The organism is Nocardioides piscis (assembly GCF_011300215.1).
Lineage (GTDB): Bacteria > Actinomycetota > Actinomycetes > Propionibacteriales > Nocardioidaceae > Nocardioides > Nocardioides piscis.
Genome location: NZ_CP049866.1, coordinates 742,450 through 758,944 on the forward strand (window position 1 = coordinate 742,450; position 16,495 = coordinate 758,944).

The window sequence follows — 16,495 nt, forward strand, 5'->3', positions numbered from 1 at the left end:
GACGTCCCGACACCCCGCGCTGGATTCGGCCTACCCGGGGGGTTTGCCGCTAAACGTCAGGACGTGGTTTCCCACAGGGCCCGGAAGAGACCCGACGCAACCACCGTCGAGGCGAGGGCGAACGCACCCGCCAGGCCCTCCGCCAGGTCCGCCTTGCGGGCCCACCAGACGGATCGCCAACCGCGGCCCGACGCCACCGCGACAGCGACGGCGACGAGTCCCAGGCCCAGGACTCCGACCAGGCCGGCGAGCAGCCAGGTGGAGGGCAGGGCGCCGATCCCGAACGCGACCAGCCAGGCCCAGCAGGCCAGCCCAGCGCCTCGCAGCATCCGGCGGGCGGCCGGGTGGCGGTATTGGCGCGCGACCAACAAGATGACACTGCCGGAGAGGAAGGCCAAGCAGGACGCTCCGATCCGGTCCAGGTCGATCGTCGCGCTCGCCAGCAGCAGCGGAGTCGAGATCACAGCCGTCAGGAGGATCGCTGCGCAGGCAGCCGTCACCGTGCGGGAGGAGTCGTCGACCAACCGATGCATGGCCGCTTCCGGAGTCACGATCCGGCTCCGCCCACCTGGTGAGGGGTCGCGTGCCGACCACGCCGAGACGGCGAGGCGGTCGAGGTCGAGCAGCGCGTCGTCCGGCACCTCGACGGCCAGCTGCGGCACGAGCCTGGCGCCGAACGTCGCGACCAGGAGCAGCAGCCCCCAGGAGACGCGGTCGTCCCAGCCCAGCAACGGACTCACCGCGCCGAGGACGAAGACCAGCACACCAGCGACGATCCACACCGTGAGGACCTGGTCGCGCTGGACGCTCCAGATCCGCGAGACAGCCGCGGTGACGGCCGCCGCGAGGCCGCTGACGGCCACGACCGCGGCGGTGAGGTGCACGTCGGGCGCGAAGGCGGCGGCGAAGGCAGCGGCCGCAGCGAAGACGGGGGCGGTCGCGACGCGCTGGGCAGCGTGTCGCCCCTTGGGTATGGCGCAGGCGACCGCGCACCCGAGAAGGAGTCCGACGACCAAGGCGCGCATCCAGTCCGTGGCCGACAGCGCGGCATACCACCCCGACAAGCACGCAGCGAGCGACGCGAGCCCCAGGAGCAGGGCAGCCACCCCCGGTGAGTCGTCGACGCGCGCGGTCGTCGCGTCTGCGGCACCGGCCGCCCTGGCCCGGCGGACACCCGTGGTCGCGACCAGGACGTCACCCGACTCGATGCCGACGTCGCGCAACGCCTGGTCGGCGCGGAGGTGCTGGCCGACGAGGGTCTGCAGCAGCGGGAGCGCCGGCAGGCCCGCCTGGTCGGCATAGGCCCGCGCGACGTCGAGTGGTGTGGCACCCCTCGGCACCACGAGGTCGAGGACACCACCAGGGCCGTGGACACTGAGGGACAAGGTGTCGGCGAGGCCCGAGGAGGCTCTCACCCCCACCTCCGCACCTGCCACGACTCCCCCTGTCGACATTCCCGCCCGGCCCCCTGACCCGTGCCGCCCGCGCCCGGATGTGCAGGCTAGTCGCTCGCTCCGCGAGCCACCTATCATCATCGCGACTCAGCGTCGATGGCCAGGGGGAACGGTGAGCACTGCACTGCGAGGCGGGCACAGGCTGGACGAGCCTGAGATGCCCAGCGGGCAGATCGTCCTCCAGGCCCCGCCGAAGATCCAGGCGAGCGAGGCCGCCAGCGGTGTCTTGATGAACGCGTTCCCGATGCTCGGCAGCATGGGATCGATCGTGCTCGTGGCGACCATGGGCGGCGACGGCAACCGGACGCGAAGCCTCCTGGCTGCGGGCATGGTCCTGTTCACGACGCTCGGCTTCATCATCGTCCAGGTCGACCGGCAGCGAAAGCAGCGGGCGCAGCAGGTCACTGGTTCACGGACCGAATACCTCCGCTATCTCGCCAACGTCCGCGAGGTCGCGAGGGGCGCGGCCGCCAGGCAGCGCAGGGCCCTGACCTGGCACCACCCCGAACCGTCCGCGCTGCCGGCCCTGGCCGAGGAGCGGACGCGGTTGTGGGAGCACGGGCCCGCCGACGACAACTACCTCCACGTCCGCTACGGGTTGAGCGCACAACCCCTGTCACTGGAGCTGGTCCCGCCCGAGGGCCCGCCGGTGGACCAGGTGGATCCGGCCGCCGCCTCGGCGCTGCACCGACTGCTCGTCGTGCACCGGTCGCAACCCGACCTCCCCGCCTCCATCGACCTGCGGGCCTTCGACCGGGTCGAGCTGTGTGGTCGCGACGCAGACGCCCGGGCGGCGGCGCGCTCGATGATCTGCTCGGCCACCGCCTTCCACAACCCGGACCAGCTGGTCGTCGCGGTGCTGAGCTCCGAGGCCAACCTGACCCACTGGGACTGGGTGAAGTGGCTCCCCCATGCGCACAGCAACCGCGAGACGGACGCCGTCGGCCCGCGTCGGCTCGTGGCGACCTCGATCGACGACCTCGGCGCCCTGCTCCCGCCAGACCTGGGCGATCGTCCGCGCTTCGGTGTCGACGAGCGACCGCCGACGCCCCACATCCTGCTGGTGATCGACGGCGGCCACCTTCCTCCCGACAACCACGTCGTGCCACCCGACGGCCTCCACGGCGTGACGCTCCTCGACCTGCCGTCACGGTGGGACCAGCTCGAGGACCCGACCCGTCTCCGCTTCCAGTTCACCCAAGGTCGCCCCGAGCTCGACAAGCTGCCCGTGCTGGCGCTGCGGGTCCGCGAGGAGCCGGTCGAGGCGCTCATCGACCAGTGCGACCTGGCGACCGCCGAAGCGTTCGCCCGTCGGATCGCGCCCCTGAAGACCATCAGTGCCGACGCCTCGTCGGGCGCAGCGGTCGACATCACCTCCGCCAGTCCCGACCACATGGAGCTGCTCGGTCTCGGAGACATCCACACCTTCGACCCGGCCGCGTCCTGGCGACCCCGTCCGGCCCGCGACCGGCTCCGAGTGCCGATCGGGATCGGCGACTCCGGTGGCCTCGTCCACCTCGACCTCAAGGAGTCGGCCCAGCAGGGCATGGGGCCGCACGGCCTGTGCATCGGCGCCACCGGGTCGGGCAAGTCGGAGTTCCTGCGGACCCTCGTCCTGGGCCTGACCATGACCCACTCGCCCGAGCAGCTCAACCTCGTCCTGGTGGACTTCAAGGGTGGCGCCACCTTCGCCGGTATGGCGGACATGCCCCACGTCTCGGCCGTCATCACCAACCTGGCCGACGAGCTGACCCTGGTCGACCGCATGCAGGACGCCCTGTCGGGCGAGATGGTGCGACGACAGGAGCTGCTCCGCGACGCCGGCAACTACGCCTCCGTCCGCGACTACGAGAAGGCGCGGGCCAACGGTGAGGACCTCATCCCCATGCCGTCGCTTCTCATCGTCGTCGACGAGTTCTCCGAGATGCTCTCGGCCAAGCCGGAGTTCATCGACCTCTTCGTCGCCATCGGCCGCCTCGGGCGTTCCCTGGGGCTCCACCTGCTCCTCGCCTCCCAGCGCCTGGAGGAGGGTCGGCTGCGGGGCCTGGAGTCACACCTGTCCTACCGCGTCGGGCTGCGCACCTTCTCGGCCCCGAGTCCCGCGCGGTCCTCGGGGTGTCGGACGCCTACGAGCTGCCGGCCGTGCCCGGCCTGGGCTATCTGAAGCCGGACCAGTCGACGCTGGTGCGGTTCAAGGCGGCATACGTCTCCGGACCGCCCAGCGGCCGCGCACGGGTCGCGCGCGACGAGGGCGGCTACGTCCGCGGGATCTTGCCGTTCACCATCTCCGAGGTCCTGTCCTTGGAGCCGCTCGACACCGAGGACGACGTGGTGCCGGCCGTGGCGCCCGCTCTCGGCGAGCAGCCCTCGCTGCTCGACATCGCCGTCGGACGGATGGTCGGTGTCGGCACTCCCGCCCACCAGGTCTGGCTGCCGCCGCTCGACGTCCCCGACACCCTCGACGAGCTGATGCCCGACCTCGACGAGGACCCCGACCTGGGCCTGGTCTCGCACCAGTGGCGCAACCTCCCCGGTCTGGTGATCCCGCTCGGGACGGTCGACCGGCCTCGCGAGCAGCGGCGCGACACGATGACCGTCAACCTCGCGGGTGCGTCAGGTCACGTCGCGGTGGTGGGAGGCCCACGCAGCGGCAAGAGCACGCTGCTGCGCACCGTCGTGACCAGCATCGGCCTGGTGACGACCCCCGCCGAGTCACAGTTCTTCGTGCTCGACTTCGGTGGCGGCACGTTCGCGCCGCTGGCCCGCCTCCCGCACGTGTCCGGTGTCGCCTCGCGGTCCGAACCCGATGTCGTACGCCGCGTGGTCGCCGAGATCCAGGGCATCGTCGATCGGCGTGAGGCCTATTTCCGGGAGCAGGGCATCGACTCGATCGAGACCTATCGCAGCCGCCGCTCGGCCGGGCACGCCGACGACGGGTGGGGCGACGTCTTCTTGGTGGTCGACGGCTGGAGTACCCTGCGCGCCGAGTTCGACGACCTTGAGCTCGAGCTGCAGCAGCTGGCCGGGCGCGGCCTCACCTTCGGTCTCCACATCGTCGCCGCGGCGACGCGGTGGGCGGACTTCCGGGCTGCCATGCGCGACGTGTTCGGCTCGAAGCTCGAGCTGCGCCTCGGCGACACGGTCGACTCCGAGATCGACCGCAAGATCGCTGCTCTGGTGCCCACTGGCCGGCCCGGTCGCGGACTCGTCCCGAGCAAGCTCCACTTCCTCAGCGCGCTGCCGCGGATCGACGGCACCGGGGACGCAACGACGCTCGGAGCCGGGGTCGACCACCTGGTCACCCGGGTCGCTGCGGCGTGGAAGGGCGCCCCCGGACCGAAGCTGCGCCTGCTGCCCGACCTGGTTGCCCTCGACGCGATCCGCGAGGACGCAGTCCGCCGCAAGATCGACGCGAAGCGCATCCTGATCGGCATCAACGAGCGTGAGCTGGCGCCGGTCGGCATCGACGTCACCGCGGAGCCACACCTCCTCATCTATGGCGACGGCCAGTCCGGCAAGAGCACCCTGCTCCGCACCTACCTGCAGGAGGTGATGCGCACCCGGACTCCCCAGGAGGCACAGATCGTCGTCGTCGACTATCGGCGCTCGCTGCTGGGCGAGGTGCCGGAGGAATACCTGCTCAACTACCTGACCTCCGCCACCCAGGCCGCCCCGACGCTCAAGGACATCGCGACCTACCTGGAGGGCAGGGTGCCCGGGCCCGACGTGACTCCCGAACAGCTGCGCAACCGGTCGTGGTGGACCGGCGCCGAGGTGTTCGTCGTCGTCGACGACTACGACCTGGTCGCGACCCAGCAGTCATCGCCGGTCCAGTCACTGCAGCCCCTGATGGCGCAGGCCCGGGACACCGGGCTCCACCTGGTGGTCGCGCGCCGGGTGGGTGGCGCGTCACGGGCGTCCTACGAGCCGGTCCTGCAGACGATGCGCGACCTGGCGATGCCGGGGGTGCTGCTGTCGGGTCCGCGTGACGAGGGCGCCCTCATCGGCAACCTCCGGCCCCAGCCGGCAGCCCCGGGCCGAGCGCGGGTCGTCACCCGTGACAAGGGCGTCGAGGTGGCCCAGCTGGCCTGGACCGACCCGATCATGTGAGAGGGCTCCGTCGACGGCGAAGGGCGACGGCGGACGTCGACGGGCACAAGGAGAGGATCACCCCATGACTGCTCCCGCTGACCGTGTCGACGACGCACTGGAGAGAGCCAAGGCGGTCATGGCCGACAAGATGGCGGAGATCAAGCCCCGGCTCCGCGGCTGGATGCACGCCGGCTCGTTGCCGCCGATGGTCGTGGCCTTCGCCGTACTCATCGCGATGTCGCCCACGACGCCCCTGCGTGTGGGCTCATCGATCTATGCGGCGAGCGCGCTGCTGCTGTTCGGCGTCTCCGCCGCCTATCACCTCGGCACCTGGGAACCGCGGGTCTGGGCTGCCCTGCGGCGGTTCGACCACGCCAACATCTATGTCCTGATCGCCGGCACCTACACCCCGTTCGCCATCCTCTACCTCCGCGACGAGGCCCGGCTGTGGCTGCTCGCCACCGTCTGGGGGCTCGCCGTGGCCGGCCTGGTCTTCAGGGTGGCGTGGATCAACGCCCCCCGCTGGCTGTTCACGCCGCTCTACATCGGACTGGGCTGGGTGATCGTCTTCTTCATCCCGCAGCTCCTCGACGGCGCAGACCGGTTCCCGTCGTGGGTCAACGTGAGCGTGCTCAGCCTCGTCGCCGCGGGCGGGCTCATCTACACGATCGGTGGCGTCGTCTACGCCGCCAAGAGGCCCAACCCCTCACCGGCATGGTTCGGCTTCCACGAGGTGTTCCACCTCTGCACCGTGCTGGCGTTCGTCGCGCAGTACGCCGCCGTGTCGCTGGCGACCTGTTCGCTGCGCTGACCGACCGCGTCAGAACCGTCGCAACAGGTCGCGCATGCGAGCGATCTCGCTGTTCTGGACGACCGACACGTCAGCTGCGACGCCGCTCACGGTCAGGTCCGAACCGTCCGCTGCAACCACACCGGCCATCTGGACCGCTCCGGCGTGGTGCCGGATCATCCGGCGCAGGAACATCTCGTCGAACTGCCTGCCGCGTGCCTTGCTGAGCTGGGCCATCTCGGCGGGGCTCAGCATGCCGACCATCTCGTCGTGACCGTGCGCGGAGTGGTCGAAGTCCATCGGATCGTCGGCCGCCGCAGGAACGTCGAGGCCGCGTTCGTCCAACCACGCTGCCATGAACATGATCTCCGGGCCCTGGGCCGCCTTCACCCGGCCGGCGAGTCGCCGGACGGCGGGATCGACGGCGTGCTTGTGTGCGAGCTTCGCCATGGCCACCGCCTGCGCGTGGTGCGGGATCATCATCTGCATGAAGGCGATGTCGGAGTGGTTCTCCTCCGTCTCCGGCACCGCCGCCGCCGACCCGGTCGTCGCCGCCTCGCCCGGCAGTCCCGGCTGCACCGTGACGACCCCATCGGGCCGCTCCTCGGCCGGCTGGTCCGACCCCGACGACTCCTGCGAACAGCCGGCGAGAGCCGTCACGAGGGCGACGACAACAGCAGCGCTGGCCGCGCCGCGCGTCCTGCGACGAGTCGGCAGGAAATCCTTTACGTATGGCACCCGCGCACGGTACGAAGAGAACACACCGCCCGCAAGGGGGCGGCTTTTTCTCGGGAAGGTCGCGGAACATGACGCTGCAACGACGCCGCACGACGGCGCACACCCAACGCCCACCACGGCACCGCCGACAGGCCACCGCCGTCGCCGTGATGCTGGGGGCCAGTCTTCTCCTCGCCGCCCCAGTGGCGGCGTCCGACGAGGGCCACGCGCACGAGGAGGCGGCGGCGAGCACCGTCGACCCGAGATGCACGGACAAGGAGCGAGCCGCGCTCCGCGCGGCCGGCGACAACTTCGCCCTGGCGTGTCAGCCCGGCCGCGACCTGACCGACATGGGCCCGAACTCCACGAGCCTCAGCAAGGACGAGGTGGCCAGCAGCCCCAACATGCGCTTGCGGGCCAACATCCCCAAGCAGGGTGAGTTCGCCGGCACCGGCGGCGACCGCTACAACAGCGACCTCGCCTTCCAGGGCAAGTACGCCTACGCCGGCAACTACAACGGGTTCATGGTCTACGACATCAGCGAGCCCACGACGCCCGTGCCAGTCACCCAGGTGGTGTGTCCCGGCCCCCAGAACGACATCTCCGTCTGGGGCGACATCCTCGTGATGAGCGTCGACTCGAGCCGCAACGACGCCTCGTGCAACAGCACGGCCCAGAGCGCGACCATCGAGAGCTCCTGGGAGGGCATCCGGGTCTTCGACATCAGTGACCCGCTCGCGCCGGAATATGTCGCGGGGGTCGAGACCGACTGCGGTTCCCACACCCACACGCTCGCGCCGAGCAAGGACGGCGAGGACCTCTTCGTCTACGTGTCCTCCTACTTCCCGAGCGCCAGCTTCCCCGACTGCCAGCCGCCCCACGACAAGATCAGCGTGGTCAAGATCCCGACCGACGACATGGCGTCAGCCGCGCTGGCGGGAACGCCGGTCCTCTTCCCCGACGGCGGCAACCCGACCGGCAACTACTCGCGCGAGACCACCGGCTGCCACGACATCACGGCCTACCCCGAGAAGGACATCGCTGCCGGCGCGTGCATGGGTGACGGCGTCCTGCTGGACATCTCCGACCGGGCCAACCCGGTGGTCACCGAGCGGGTCCAGGACCGCGAGAACTTCGCGTTCTGGCACTCGGCGACCTTCAACAACACCGGCACCAAGGTGGTCTTCACCGACGAGCTCGGCGGTGGCGGTGGCGCCACGTGCAACCCCGACATCGGCCCCGAGCGCGGTGCGAACGGGATCTACGACATCGTCGCGGGCGAGCTCGTCTTCAAGAGCTACTACAAGATCTCGCGGACCCAGTCCAACACCGAGAACTGCGTGGCCCACAACGGCTCGCTCATCCCCGTGAAGGGCAAGGACATCATGGTCCAGGCCTGGTACCAGGGTGGCGTCTCGGTCTACGACTTCACCGACTCCGCGAACCCGAAGGAGATCGGCTGGTGGGACCGCGGTCCCGTCGACGAGACCAAGCTGGTCCTCGGCGGCTCGTGGTCGGCGTACTACTACAACGGCTACATCTACTCCAACGAGATCCAGCGCGGCTTCGACGTGCTGGAGATCAACGACCGGCGCACCGCGCCGGCCAAGGGAGTGCGGATGGACATCTTCAACCCGCAGTCCCAGCCGTCCTACAACGGCTGAGTCCAGCTGCACGCAGGCACCCCGTCGCAGGCCGCGGCGGGGTGCTCGTGCGTGCGGTGGGCGGTCGCGTCATGCGGGGACGGCAGTGACCACCACATTGCTGCGGTAGCCATGGCCGTCCCAGTCCTCACACGTCACCAGCACCAGGCGCCCCGCGACCTCCTGGCTGAACAGCTGCTGCGCCTGCCGGGCGAGGGTGTCCTTGTCCAGGACCTGCACCGATTCCGCCCGGTAGCGGATCGTCCCTTGCGCAGTCGTCACGCGGATCTCGGCGCCCACGCGGACGAGCTCGAGGTCGTCCATCGCTCCGCCACCCGCGTTCACGGTGTGCCCGGTGACCAGCGCCGTGCCCTGCTCAGCGCCGGTCTGCGCTCCCCCGGACCACCAGCCGAGGACCTGGGGGTCGTCAGGCGGGTCCAGCGACGTGCCATCTGTCGCGATGGGCACGACAGGCGCCTCGATCCCCAGGGAGTCGATCACCACGCCACGCGGCGGACCGGCCTCGTCGAGCGCCTTCGCCGGCTGGGCGGGCGTGACGGATCGGGGGGCTGCTGGGGCCGTCTCGGCTGGAGCTGTCTCGGCTGGGGCCGACAGGGTCCTCGTCGCCGGCTTCGGCGCCTCGGGCGTGTCGACCTGGAGCCAGAGGACGGTCGCGGCGACGAACGCCACCACCGCCAGCAGGGCGGGGAGCAGCCAGCTTGGACCGCCCCCCGACCGCTGGTTCTTCATCAGCCCTTGCCACCGCCGACGTGGACGAGGCTTCGGCGCATGCCGATCGCGAACAGCCCCATCAGGGCGCCGACCAGGACGAGGCCGGCCGGGGACCCCAGGGTGCTGCCCTGCGACACGGCCCCACCAGCGAGGCCGGCGTTGACCGACGTGGGCACCTGCTGAGCGGCCGTGTCAGCGGCAGCGGCAGCGGCCGGTTGGTTGGCCGGGGCGGGTGCGTTGCCGGCGGCGGTCTGCTCGCCGAGGACCTCGACGTTCCCGCCGTCGTTCCCGTTGTCGTCGGCCTTGTTGTTGCCGTCGTTCCCGTCGTTGCCGGCGGACTCACCGAGCACCACCGGCGGGGCAACCGGCGGCGCAACCGGCGGCGCAACCGGCGGCGCAACCGGCGGGGCCACCGGCGGGGCCACCGGCGGGGCCACCGGCGGCGCGACCGGCGGCTCGACCGGCGGGGCCACCGGGGGCTCGATCGGAGGCTCGACCGGCGGCACGTCGGGTCCATCAGGTGCTGGGCAGTCGGTGATGGTGGGCTCGTCGCCCTGGCCGCCACCGGGGCCGCCCGAGACGGAGATGACGATGGAGCGGCCCTGCGCGTCTGCGAACGCGGTGCCGATCAGGGCGCTCGCATCCTGCCCGGTGTAGCCGGGGATCGCGTTGACGCTCACCTCGATGGGGTTGTTGCCGGTCTGCAGACGCTCGTCCACGTCGGGCGTGCCGACGTACTTGCAGACGAAGACCTTCTGGGGCGTGCCCTGGTCGAGGGAGAAAGCCGGGACTGCGAGAGCGCTGAGGCCGACGAACATCGTCGCGCCGACTGCCGTGGAGATCTTATTCATCTGTGGGGTTCCTGTCAGTGTGGGCGGTCTCCGCAACCAGATGGCTGGAGATGTGCACACTGAGCGTTCGGAACCACCGAGCTGTCAGATTGGATCGTGCGGAAGTCAATGCCTCGAAAGGGTGGTTCGCAGCCTCGAAGGAGTCATCTCGGCGTGCGTCGGGACAGCCGCGCAGCGGACACCCCAACTCACGCGGAGTGGGTCATTCGCCGCGCGAGCGCTTGCCCTGCTCGATCTTGACGCCGCTGTCGATCGTCGAGGTCGACTCGAAGATCCGTGCATAGCCCGTGTGCTCCATCCGCCAGCCGTCGACGGTGCGGACATACCGATCGGCATACAGCCCGGCGCCCTCCAGCGCGAACTCGAAGGCGGGGGCAAGGACCCGGTCATGGAGATACCAGGTGCCGGTGGCCCGATCGTTGTCGATCTCGATCTCGGGGTGGTGTCCGTGGTGCATCGTGATCAGGTCGGGGACCATCGCCGTGGACAGGAAGTCGATGATCGCGACGCGACTCTCGCACTCGTGATGGGGATAGGTGGCGGTCGCCTCGGGCACGAAGCACGCGGCGACGCCCTCCCAGTCCTTGGTGTCCAGGCACCGGAAGTAGGCGTACTTCAGCTGGCGGATGGCTTCGAGGTCGAGCAGGCGACGCAGATCGGTCTCGGCGCTCATCGGGTCATCATCGCCGACCGGACTTGAACATCCCGCGCGCGACCTCGCGCGCAGCCGTACGCATGAAGTCCTTGAAGGCCGCCGACTTCACGACCTGCGTGACGACGCCCTCCTCCTCCTTCTTCGCCCGCGTGGTGACCCGCTCGTTCTTCTGCTCGCGCGCCATCTCCTTGACCCGAGCGTCCTCCTCGGCCTTGCGGGCACCCTCCTCGAGCTTGGCCGCCAGCTTCTCCCTGGCCGACTCGCGGTCGATGGCCTCGGCATACTTGGCATGCAGCGGCGAGGCCCGGACGGCTGCCTCCATCTCCGTCGCGGGCGCGGGGTCCATCAACGACTCGGGGGCCTGCAGCCGGGTCCAGGCCACCGGGGTGGGCGCTCCGCGCTCGTTCATCACCGTCACCACGGCCTCGCCGATGCCGAGACTGGTGATCACCTCGCCGAGGTCGTCATAGGCACTGTTGGGATAGGTGTTGACCGTCGCCCTGAGTGCCTTGGCGTCGTTGGGGGTGTGGGCGCGGAGCTGGTGCTGGATGCGCGACCCGAGCTGTCCGAGCACCTCGTCCGGGACGTCGGTGGGCGACTGCGTCACGAAGAAGACGCCGACCCCCTTCGACCGGATCAGCCGGACCGTCTGCGCGATCTGGTCGAGGAACGCCTCGGAGGCGTCGTTGAAGAGGAGGTGTGCCTCGTCGAAGAAGAAGACCAGCTTGGGCTTGTCGAGGTCACCCTCCTCGGGGAGGTCGTGGAAGAGGTCGGCGAGCAGCCACATCAAGAAGGTGGAGAACAGCGCTGGCCGGTCCTGCAGGTTGGGCAGCTCGAGCAGGCTGACGATGCCGCGCCCGTCCTCGCCCACCCGGAGGAAGTCGCTGGTCTCGAACTCAGGCTCGCCGAAGAACACGCCGGCGCCCTGCGCCTCGAAGGCCACGAGCTCGCGCAGGATCACCCCCGCGGTCTGGGACGACAGTCCGCCGATCTTCTTCAGCTCCGCCTTCCCCTGCTCGTCGCCGGTGAGGAACGACAGCACAGCGCGCAGGTCTGCCAGGTCGAGCAGCGGCAGCCCGTTCTGGTCGCAGTAGTAGAAGACCAGGCCGAGGGACGACTCCTGGGTGTCGTTGAGGTCGAGGACCTTGGCGAGCAGCGTCGGTCCGAACGCCGACATCGTCACCCGCACAGGTATGCCGATGCCCTCGCCGCCGATGGCATAGAACTCGACGGGGAAGCCGGTGGGCTGCCAGTCCTGACCCACGCTGGCGGTGCGCTCGGCGAGCTTGTCACTCGACTCGCCGGGGACGCTGATCCCGGACAGGTCGCCCTTGATGTCGGCGGCGAAGACCGGCACGCCGTTGGCCGAGAGCTGCTCGGCCAGCAGCTGGAGGGTCTTGGTCTTCCCGGTGCCGGTGGCGCCGGCGACGAGACCGTGGCGGTTGAGCATCCCCAACGGGATCTTGATGCGCACGTCCGAGAGGTCGGTGGCGTTGAGCATCAACCCACCCAGCTCGAGCGCCGGCCCTTCGAACTGGTAGCCGGGCGCCACGGCTGCCGAGATCGGGTCGGCCGGAGCCGGGTCGGCGGCGTCAGGGGTCTGCGTCATGCACCCGAGCCTAGTCAGCGTCCCGGTCCCGCAACGCTCGATCCGGCCCCCTGCACGCGCTCTATATAGTCGCGACGTGATCTTCAAGCGTGTGGGCGAGGGACGTCCCTACCCCGCCCACGGCCTGGAACCGCGCGACTGGGCGCGGGTCCCGCCCCGGCAGGTGCGCCTCGACGAGCTGATCACCACCAAGGACACGCTGCAGCTGGCTGCCCTGCTCGACGAGGACTCCACCTTCTATGGCGACCTCTTCGCCCACGTGGTGTCGTGGAAAGGGGACCTCTATCTCGAGGACGGGCTCCACCGCGCGCTGCGAGCGGCGCTCCACCAGCGAAACGTGCTGCACGCCCGGGTCCACGAGGTGAGCACCCCATGAGCGACTCCGTCCGGTCGGCTCTCACCTTGCTGACCCTGTCCGCCATCTGCCTGCTCGCGGTCATGTGGGGATGGCAGGCCGCCACCGAGCCGCTGCCGAGCGAGGACCCGCCGCCGCTGTGCACGGAGAGGACGATCCCCGCCGGCGAGAAGGTGTTCACCGACCAGGTCGCGGTCAGCGTCTTCAACGGCAGCACCCGCAACGGACTGGCCGGCACCACCCTGGAGAAGCTGGTGGCGCGAGGTTTCGTCGCCGCAGACTCAGACAACGCGCCCAAGCAGGTCAAGACTGTGGAGATCTGGTCCGACGAGCCACGCAACGCCGCCGTACGCCTCGTGGCACGACAGTTCAAGGGGGCCAAGATCGTCTCCGGCCCGGAGCTCGGGCGTGGCGTGAACGTCGTCGTGGGTGCGGCCTTCAAGGACCTGAGGAAGAAGGACGTCGAGTCGGTGACGGCCGTCGCCGACTCGACCTTCTGCAGCCCCGGCGGCAGCTGATCAGCGGGGCTTGCGCGAATCCGACCGCCACTGCGCGAGCCGGCCACCTGCTGACACCTGGCGCAGCCGCTCCTCCGTCTCGACCCGGACCTTGCGTGGCGTGACCACCAGGACGTCGTCGCCCCTGCGCAGCACCGTGCGTCGCTCGGGGACGAGCGTCTCGCCCTGCCTGATCACCAGGGAGACCGACGCTCCGGGCGGCAGCCGCAGCTCACCGACCTCGACGCCGTGCATGCGTGAGGTCTCCGCGATCGAGACCTGCAGCATGTCGGCCGCCACGCGCTCGAGCGGGGCAGCCTCCACGTCCAGCCCACGTGGCTCGGAGCGTCGCGCGACCCGCAGGATCCGCGCCACCAGCGGCAGCGTGGGTCCGGTGAGGAGGGTGTAGATCACCACCATGACGAAGACGATGTCGAAGAGCCGGTCGGCTCCCTCGACTCCTTCGGCCAGCGGGATCGTCGTCAGCACGATCGGGACGGCGCCGCGCAGCCCGGCCCATGAGATGAAGGTCAGCTCACGCCAGGGCATCGGCTGGGCGAGCGAGCTCAGCAGCACCGAGACCGGTCGCGCGACGAAGGTGAGGATCAGTCCGGTGACGATGGCCAGGACGACCACGTCGAGGTTGATCCTGGCCGGCGAGAGCAGCAGCCCGAGCATGACGAAGAGGCCGATCTGGGCCAGGGAGGCCAGGCCCTCGGCGAAGGAGCGCGTCGCCGCCCGGTGCGGAAGCTCCTGGTTGCCGAGGATCAGGGCCGCGACATAGACCGCCGCGAAGCCGGAGGCGTGGACGGCCGTCGCAGCGCCATACCCGAGGAAGGCGAGGCACAGAACGGACAGCGGATAGAGCCCCGAGGACGGCAGTGCTATCCGCCGCAGCATCCACGCCCCACCCATCCCGGCGAGGACACCGATGGTGGCACCGACGGCGAGCTCGAAGACGATCGTGCCGGCGACGCTCAGCACCCCGCTCTCCAACGCCACCCCGGTGGAGATGATCGAGACGAGCACGACGGTGGGCGCATCGTTGAGACCCGACTCGGCCTCCAGCACGCCGGTCAGTCGTTTGGGCAGCGGAACGATACGCAGCACCGAGAACACCGCTGCCGCATCGGTGGGCGAGCAGACCGCCCCGAGGAGGATGGCCAGCTCCCACGGGAGACCGAGGAGATAGTGGGCACCCACGGCGACGACGGCGACCGAGACCGCCACCCCGAGGGTGGCCAGCGAGACCCCCAGCCGGATCGAGGGACGCATGTCGCGCCAGCTCGTGGTCAGTCCACCCTCGGCGAGGATCAGCGCCAGCGCACCGAACCCCAGCGCGTGCGCCATCTGGGCGTCCTCGAACTGGATCCCCAGGCCTGCCTCGCCGAGCAGCACCCCCATGAAGAGGTAGAACAACAGGCTGGGCAGTCCGACCGTGGCCGAGAGCCGCACGGCGAGGATCGCGACAAGGGTGACCAGCGAGCCCACGAGCACGAACGAGTCGAGCTGGTGGACATCAAAGGTCACGGCCACCTCGCTCTTCGTCTCGGCTGGGGGCTGATCCTATCCGGGGCCGGGACCACCACAGGGCTCGCAGCAAACTGAAACGTGTTCTAGTCTGGCCGCATGGCCGACGAGACCAAGGGCACCGCCCTGCCCGACCTGCTCCACGACACCGTGCTCGACGGCGCCGAAGGCTTCGATGTCGTGGTCGTCGGCTTCGGGATGGCGGGCGCCTGCGCAGCGCTCGAGGCGAGCAGGGCCGGCGCGCGGGTGCTGCTGCTCGAACGCGCGGCCGTGCACGGCGGCACCTCGTCCATGGCCGGGGGCCACTTCTATCTCGGTGGCGGCACCGCCGTACAACGCGCGACGGGTCAGGCCGACACCCCCGACGCGATGTTCGACTACCTGATGGCCGTCACCCCCCAGCCCGACGTGGCGAAGATCCGCGCGTATGCCGACGACGCGGCCTCGCACCTCGACTGGCTCGAGGACCTCGGCTTCGAGTTCGAGCGGTCCTTCTATCCCCACAAGGCAGTCATCCAGCCGGGCACCGAGGGCCTGATGTTCACCGGCAACGAGAAGGTCTGGCCGTTCCGCGACCAGGTCCCACCAGCGCCTCGTGGACACAAGGTGCCCAAGCCCGGTGACACAGGTGGCGCCAGCATCGTGCTCGACCTGCTGGCCGAGCGCATCGCCGAGACCGACACCGAGGTGCGGTTCGAGACGGGAGTGACCAACCTGGTCGCCAACGCCTCGGGGGCGGTGGTCGGCGTCGCCTGGAAGAGCTTCGACACGTCGGGCTTCGTCCGCGCCCGGTCGGTCGTGATCGCCGCTGGTGGGTTCGTGATGAACCCCGACATGGTCGCCGAGCACACTCCGTCCCTCGGCTCGAAGCTGTTCACCCTCGGCTCGACCTTTGACGACGGGCTGGGCCTGCGTCTGGGCAAGTCGGCCGGTGCCGCGTGGCATCACATGGACGAAGCCTTCATCACCGCCCCGTTCTATCCACCGTCCGACTTCGTCAAGGGGATCGTGGTCAACAAGGAGGGCAAGCGCTTCGTCGCCGAGGACTCCTACCATTCCCGCACGAGCTATCACGTGATGAAGCAGACCGACTCGGCCGCCTACCTGATCCTCGACAGCGCCCACATGGACGAGCCGTCGATGCCGTTGTGCCCGCTGATCGACGGCTGGGAGACGCCTGAGGACATGGAGGCCGGGCTCGGGTTGCCCGAGGGGGCACTGGTCGAAACGCTCACGGCCTACAACAAGCACGCGGCGGCCGGCGAGGATCCCGACTTCCACAAGCACCCCGACTACCTTGCTCCCCAGGACCAGGGCCCATGGGGTGCCTTCGACCTGACGCTCGGCACGGCGCTCTATGCCGGCTTCACCCTGGGCGGCATGGCGTGCGACCTCGACGGTCGGGTGCTTTCCGAGGGGGGTGCCGTCATCGAGGGGCTCTTCGCCGCCGGCGCCTGTGCTGCCAACATCGCCCAGGACGGTGCCGGCTACTCCTCCGGCACCCAGCTCGGAGAGGGCTCCTACTTCGGCCGTCGGGTGGGACGACGGGCGGCGCGCGCCTAGATTCGTC

Annotated in this window: 14 protein-coding genes; 7 read left to right on the forward strand and 7 right to left on the reverse strand. The window is 69.9% G+C overall.

From position 1 onward, the window contains the following. Positions 1–56 precede the first annotated feature (56 nt). On the reverse strand, positions 57–1,415 hold the full coding sequence (locus G7071_RS03780) for a hypothetical protein (protein ID WP_166315050.1): 1,359 nt from the start codon (positions 1,413–1,415) through the stop codon (positions 57–59). Between the two features lie 151 nt (positions 1,416–1,566). Between G7071_RS03780 and eccCa the strand changes: the two genes are divergently transcribed. The 3 genes from eccCa to trhA all read left to right on the forward strand — a co-directional run bounded on the left by eccCa (position 1,567) and on the right by trhA (position 6,357). Beyond that, positions 1,567–3,618, forward strand: a complete 2,052-nt coding sequence (eccCa, locus tag G7071_RS18975) for a type VII secretion protein EccCa (RefSeq protein WP_246210352.1) — start codon at positions 1,567–1,569, stop codon at positions 3,616–3,618. Beyond that, positions 3,570–5,564, forward strand: coding sequence for a type VII secretion protein EccCb (gene eccCb / locus G7071_RS18980; protein WP_246210353.1), 1,995 nt, complete (start codon positions 3,570–3,572; stop codon positions 5,562–5,564). Before eccCa ends, eccCb begins: the two co-directional genes overlap by 49 nt. Positions 5,565–5,628: 64 nt before the next feature. Further along, on the forward strand, positions 5,629–6,357 hold the full coding sequence (trhA, locus tag G7071_RS03790) for a PAQR family membrane homeostasis protein TrhA (protein WP_166315053.1): 729 nt from the start codon (positions 5,629–5,631) through the stop codon (positions 6,355–6,357). A 9-nt stretch (positions 6,358–6,366) separates the two neighbouring features. Here trhA and G7071_RS03795 read toward each other — a convergent pair whose 3' ends face one another. Next, positions 6,367–7,074 carry a DUF305 domain-containing protein gene (locus tag G7071_RS03795; protein WP_166315056.1) on the reverse strand — a complete coding sequence of 236 codons (708 nt, stop codon included), beginning with the start codon at positions 7,072–7,074 and terminating at the stop codon, positions 6,367–6,369. 68 nt (positions 7,075–7,142) lie between these two features. On the opposite strand from G7071_RS03795, the gene G7071_RS03800 reads away from it, so the two are divergent. After that, positions 7,143–8,717 carry an LVIVD repeat-containing protein gene (locus G7071_RS03800; protein ID WP_166315059.1) on the forward strand — a complete coding sequence of 525 codons (1,575 nt, stop codon included), beginning with the start codon at positions 7,143–7,145 and terminating at the stop codon, positions 8,715–8,717. 69 nt (positions 8,718–8,786) lie between these two features. On the opposite strand, the gene G7071_RS18645 is transcribed toward G7071_RS03800, so the two are convergent. The 4 genes from G7071_RS18645 to G7071_RS03820 form a co-directional block, all read right to left on the reverse strand. Further along, the gene (locus tag G7071_RS18645; RefSeq protein ID WP_206062896.1) at positions 8,787–9,446 is read right to left on the reverse strand and encodes a class F sortase; all 660 of its coding nucleotides are present in this window, start codon (positions 9,444–9,446) and stop codon (positions 8,787–8,789) included. Then, entirely contained in the window at positions 9,446–10,279 is an 834-nt protein-coding gene (locus tag G7071_RS03810; RefSeq protein ID WP_166313513.1) for a hypothetical protein, read from the reverse strand. Before G7071_RS03810 ends, G7071_RS18645 begins: the two co-directional genes overlap by 1 nt. A 202-nt stretch (positions 10,280–10,481) precedes the next feature. Beyond that, on the reverse strand, positions 10,482–10,952 hold the full coding sequence (locus G7071_RS03815) for a nuclear transport factor 2 family protein (protein ID WP_246210354.1): 471 nt from the start codon (positions 10,950–10,952) through the stop codon (positions 10,482–10,484). Between the two features lie 7 nt (positions 10,953–10,959). Further along, positions 10,960–12,543 (reverse strand): helicase HerA-like domain-containing protein, encoded by a 1,584-nt coding sequence (locus G7071_RS03820; RefSeq protein WP_166315062.1) that lies wholly within the window; start codon positions 12,541–12,543, stop codon positions 10,960–10,962. 76 nt (positions 12,544–12,619) lie between these two features. Here G7071_RS03820 and G7071_RS03825 point away from each other — a divergent pair, with 76 nt between their 5' ends. Both G7071_RS03825 and G7071_RS03830 read left to right on the forward strand, forming a co-directional pair. Next, on the forward strand, positions 12,620–12,919 hold the full coding sequence (locus G7071_RS03825) for a type II toxin-antitoxin system VapB family antitoxin (protein ID WP_166315065.1): 300 nt from the start codon (positions 12,620–12,622) through the stop codon (positions 12,917–12,919). Beyond that, positions 12,916–13,416 carry a LytR C-terminal domain-containing protein gene (locus G7071_RS03830; protein ID WP_166315068.1) on the forward strand — a complete coding sequence of 167 codons (501 nt, stop codon included), beginning with the start codon at positions 12,916–12,918 and terminating at the stop codon, positions 13,414–13,416. Before G7071_RS03825 ends, G7071_RS03830 begins: the two co-directional genes overlap by 4 nt. Here G7071_RS03830 and G7071_RS03835 read toward each other — a convergent pair whose 3' ends face one another. Next, a complete protein-coding gene (locus G7071_RS03835) occupies positions 13,417–14,925 on the reverse strand; it encodes a potassium/proton antiporter (protein WP_166315071.1) in 1,509 nt (502 codons plus the stop codon). It abuts the gene before it with no gap. A gap of 99 nt (positions 14,926–15,024) precedes the next feature. Here G7071_RS03835 and G7071_RS03840 point away from each other — a divergent pair, with 99 nt between their 5' ends. After that, positions 15,025–16,488: an FAD-binding protein gene (locus G7071_RS03840; RefSeq protein WP_166315074.1), complete on the forward strand. Its 1,464-nt coding sequence runs from the start codon at positions 15,025–15,027 to the stop codon at positions 16,486–16,488. Positions 16,489–16,495 lie beyond the last annotated feature (7 nt).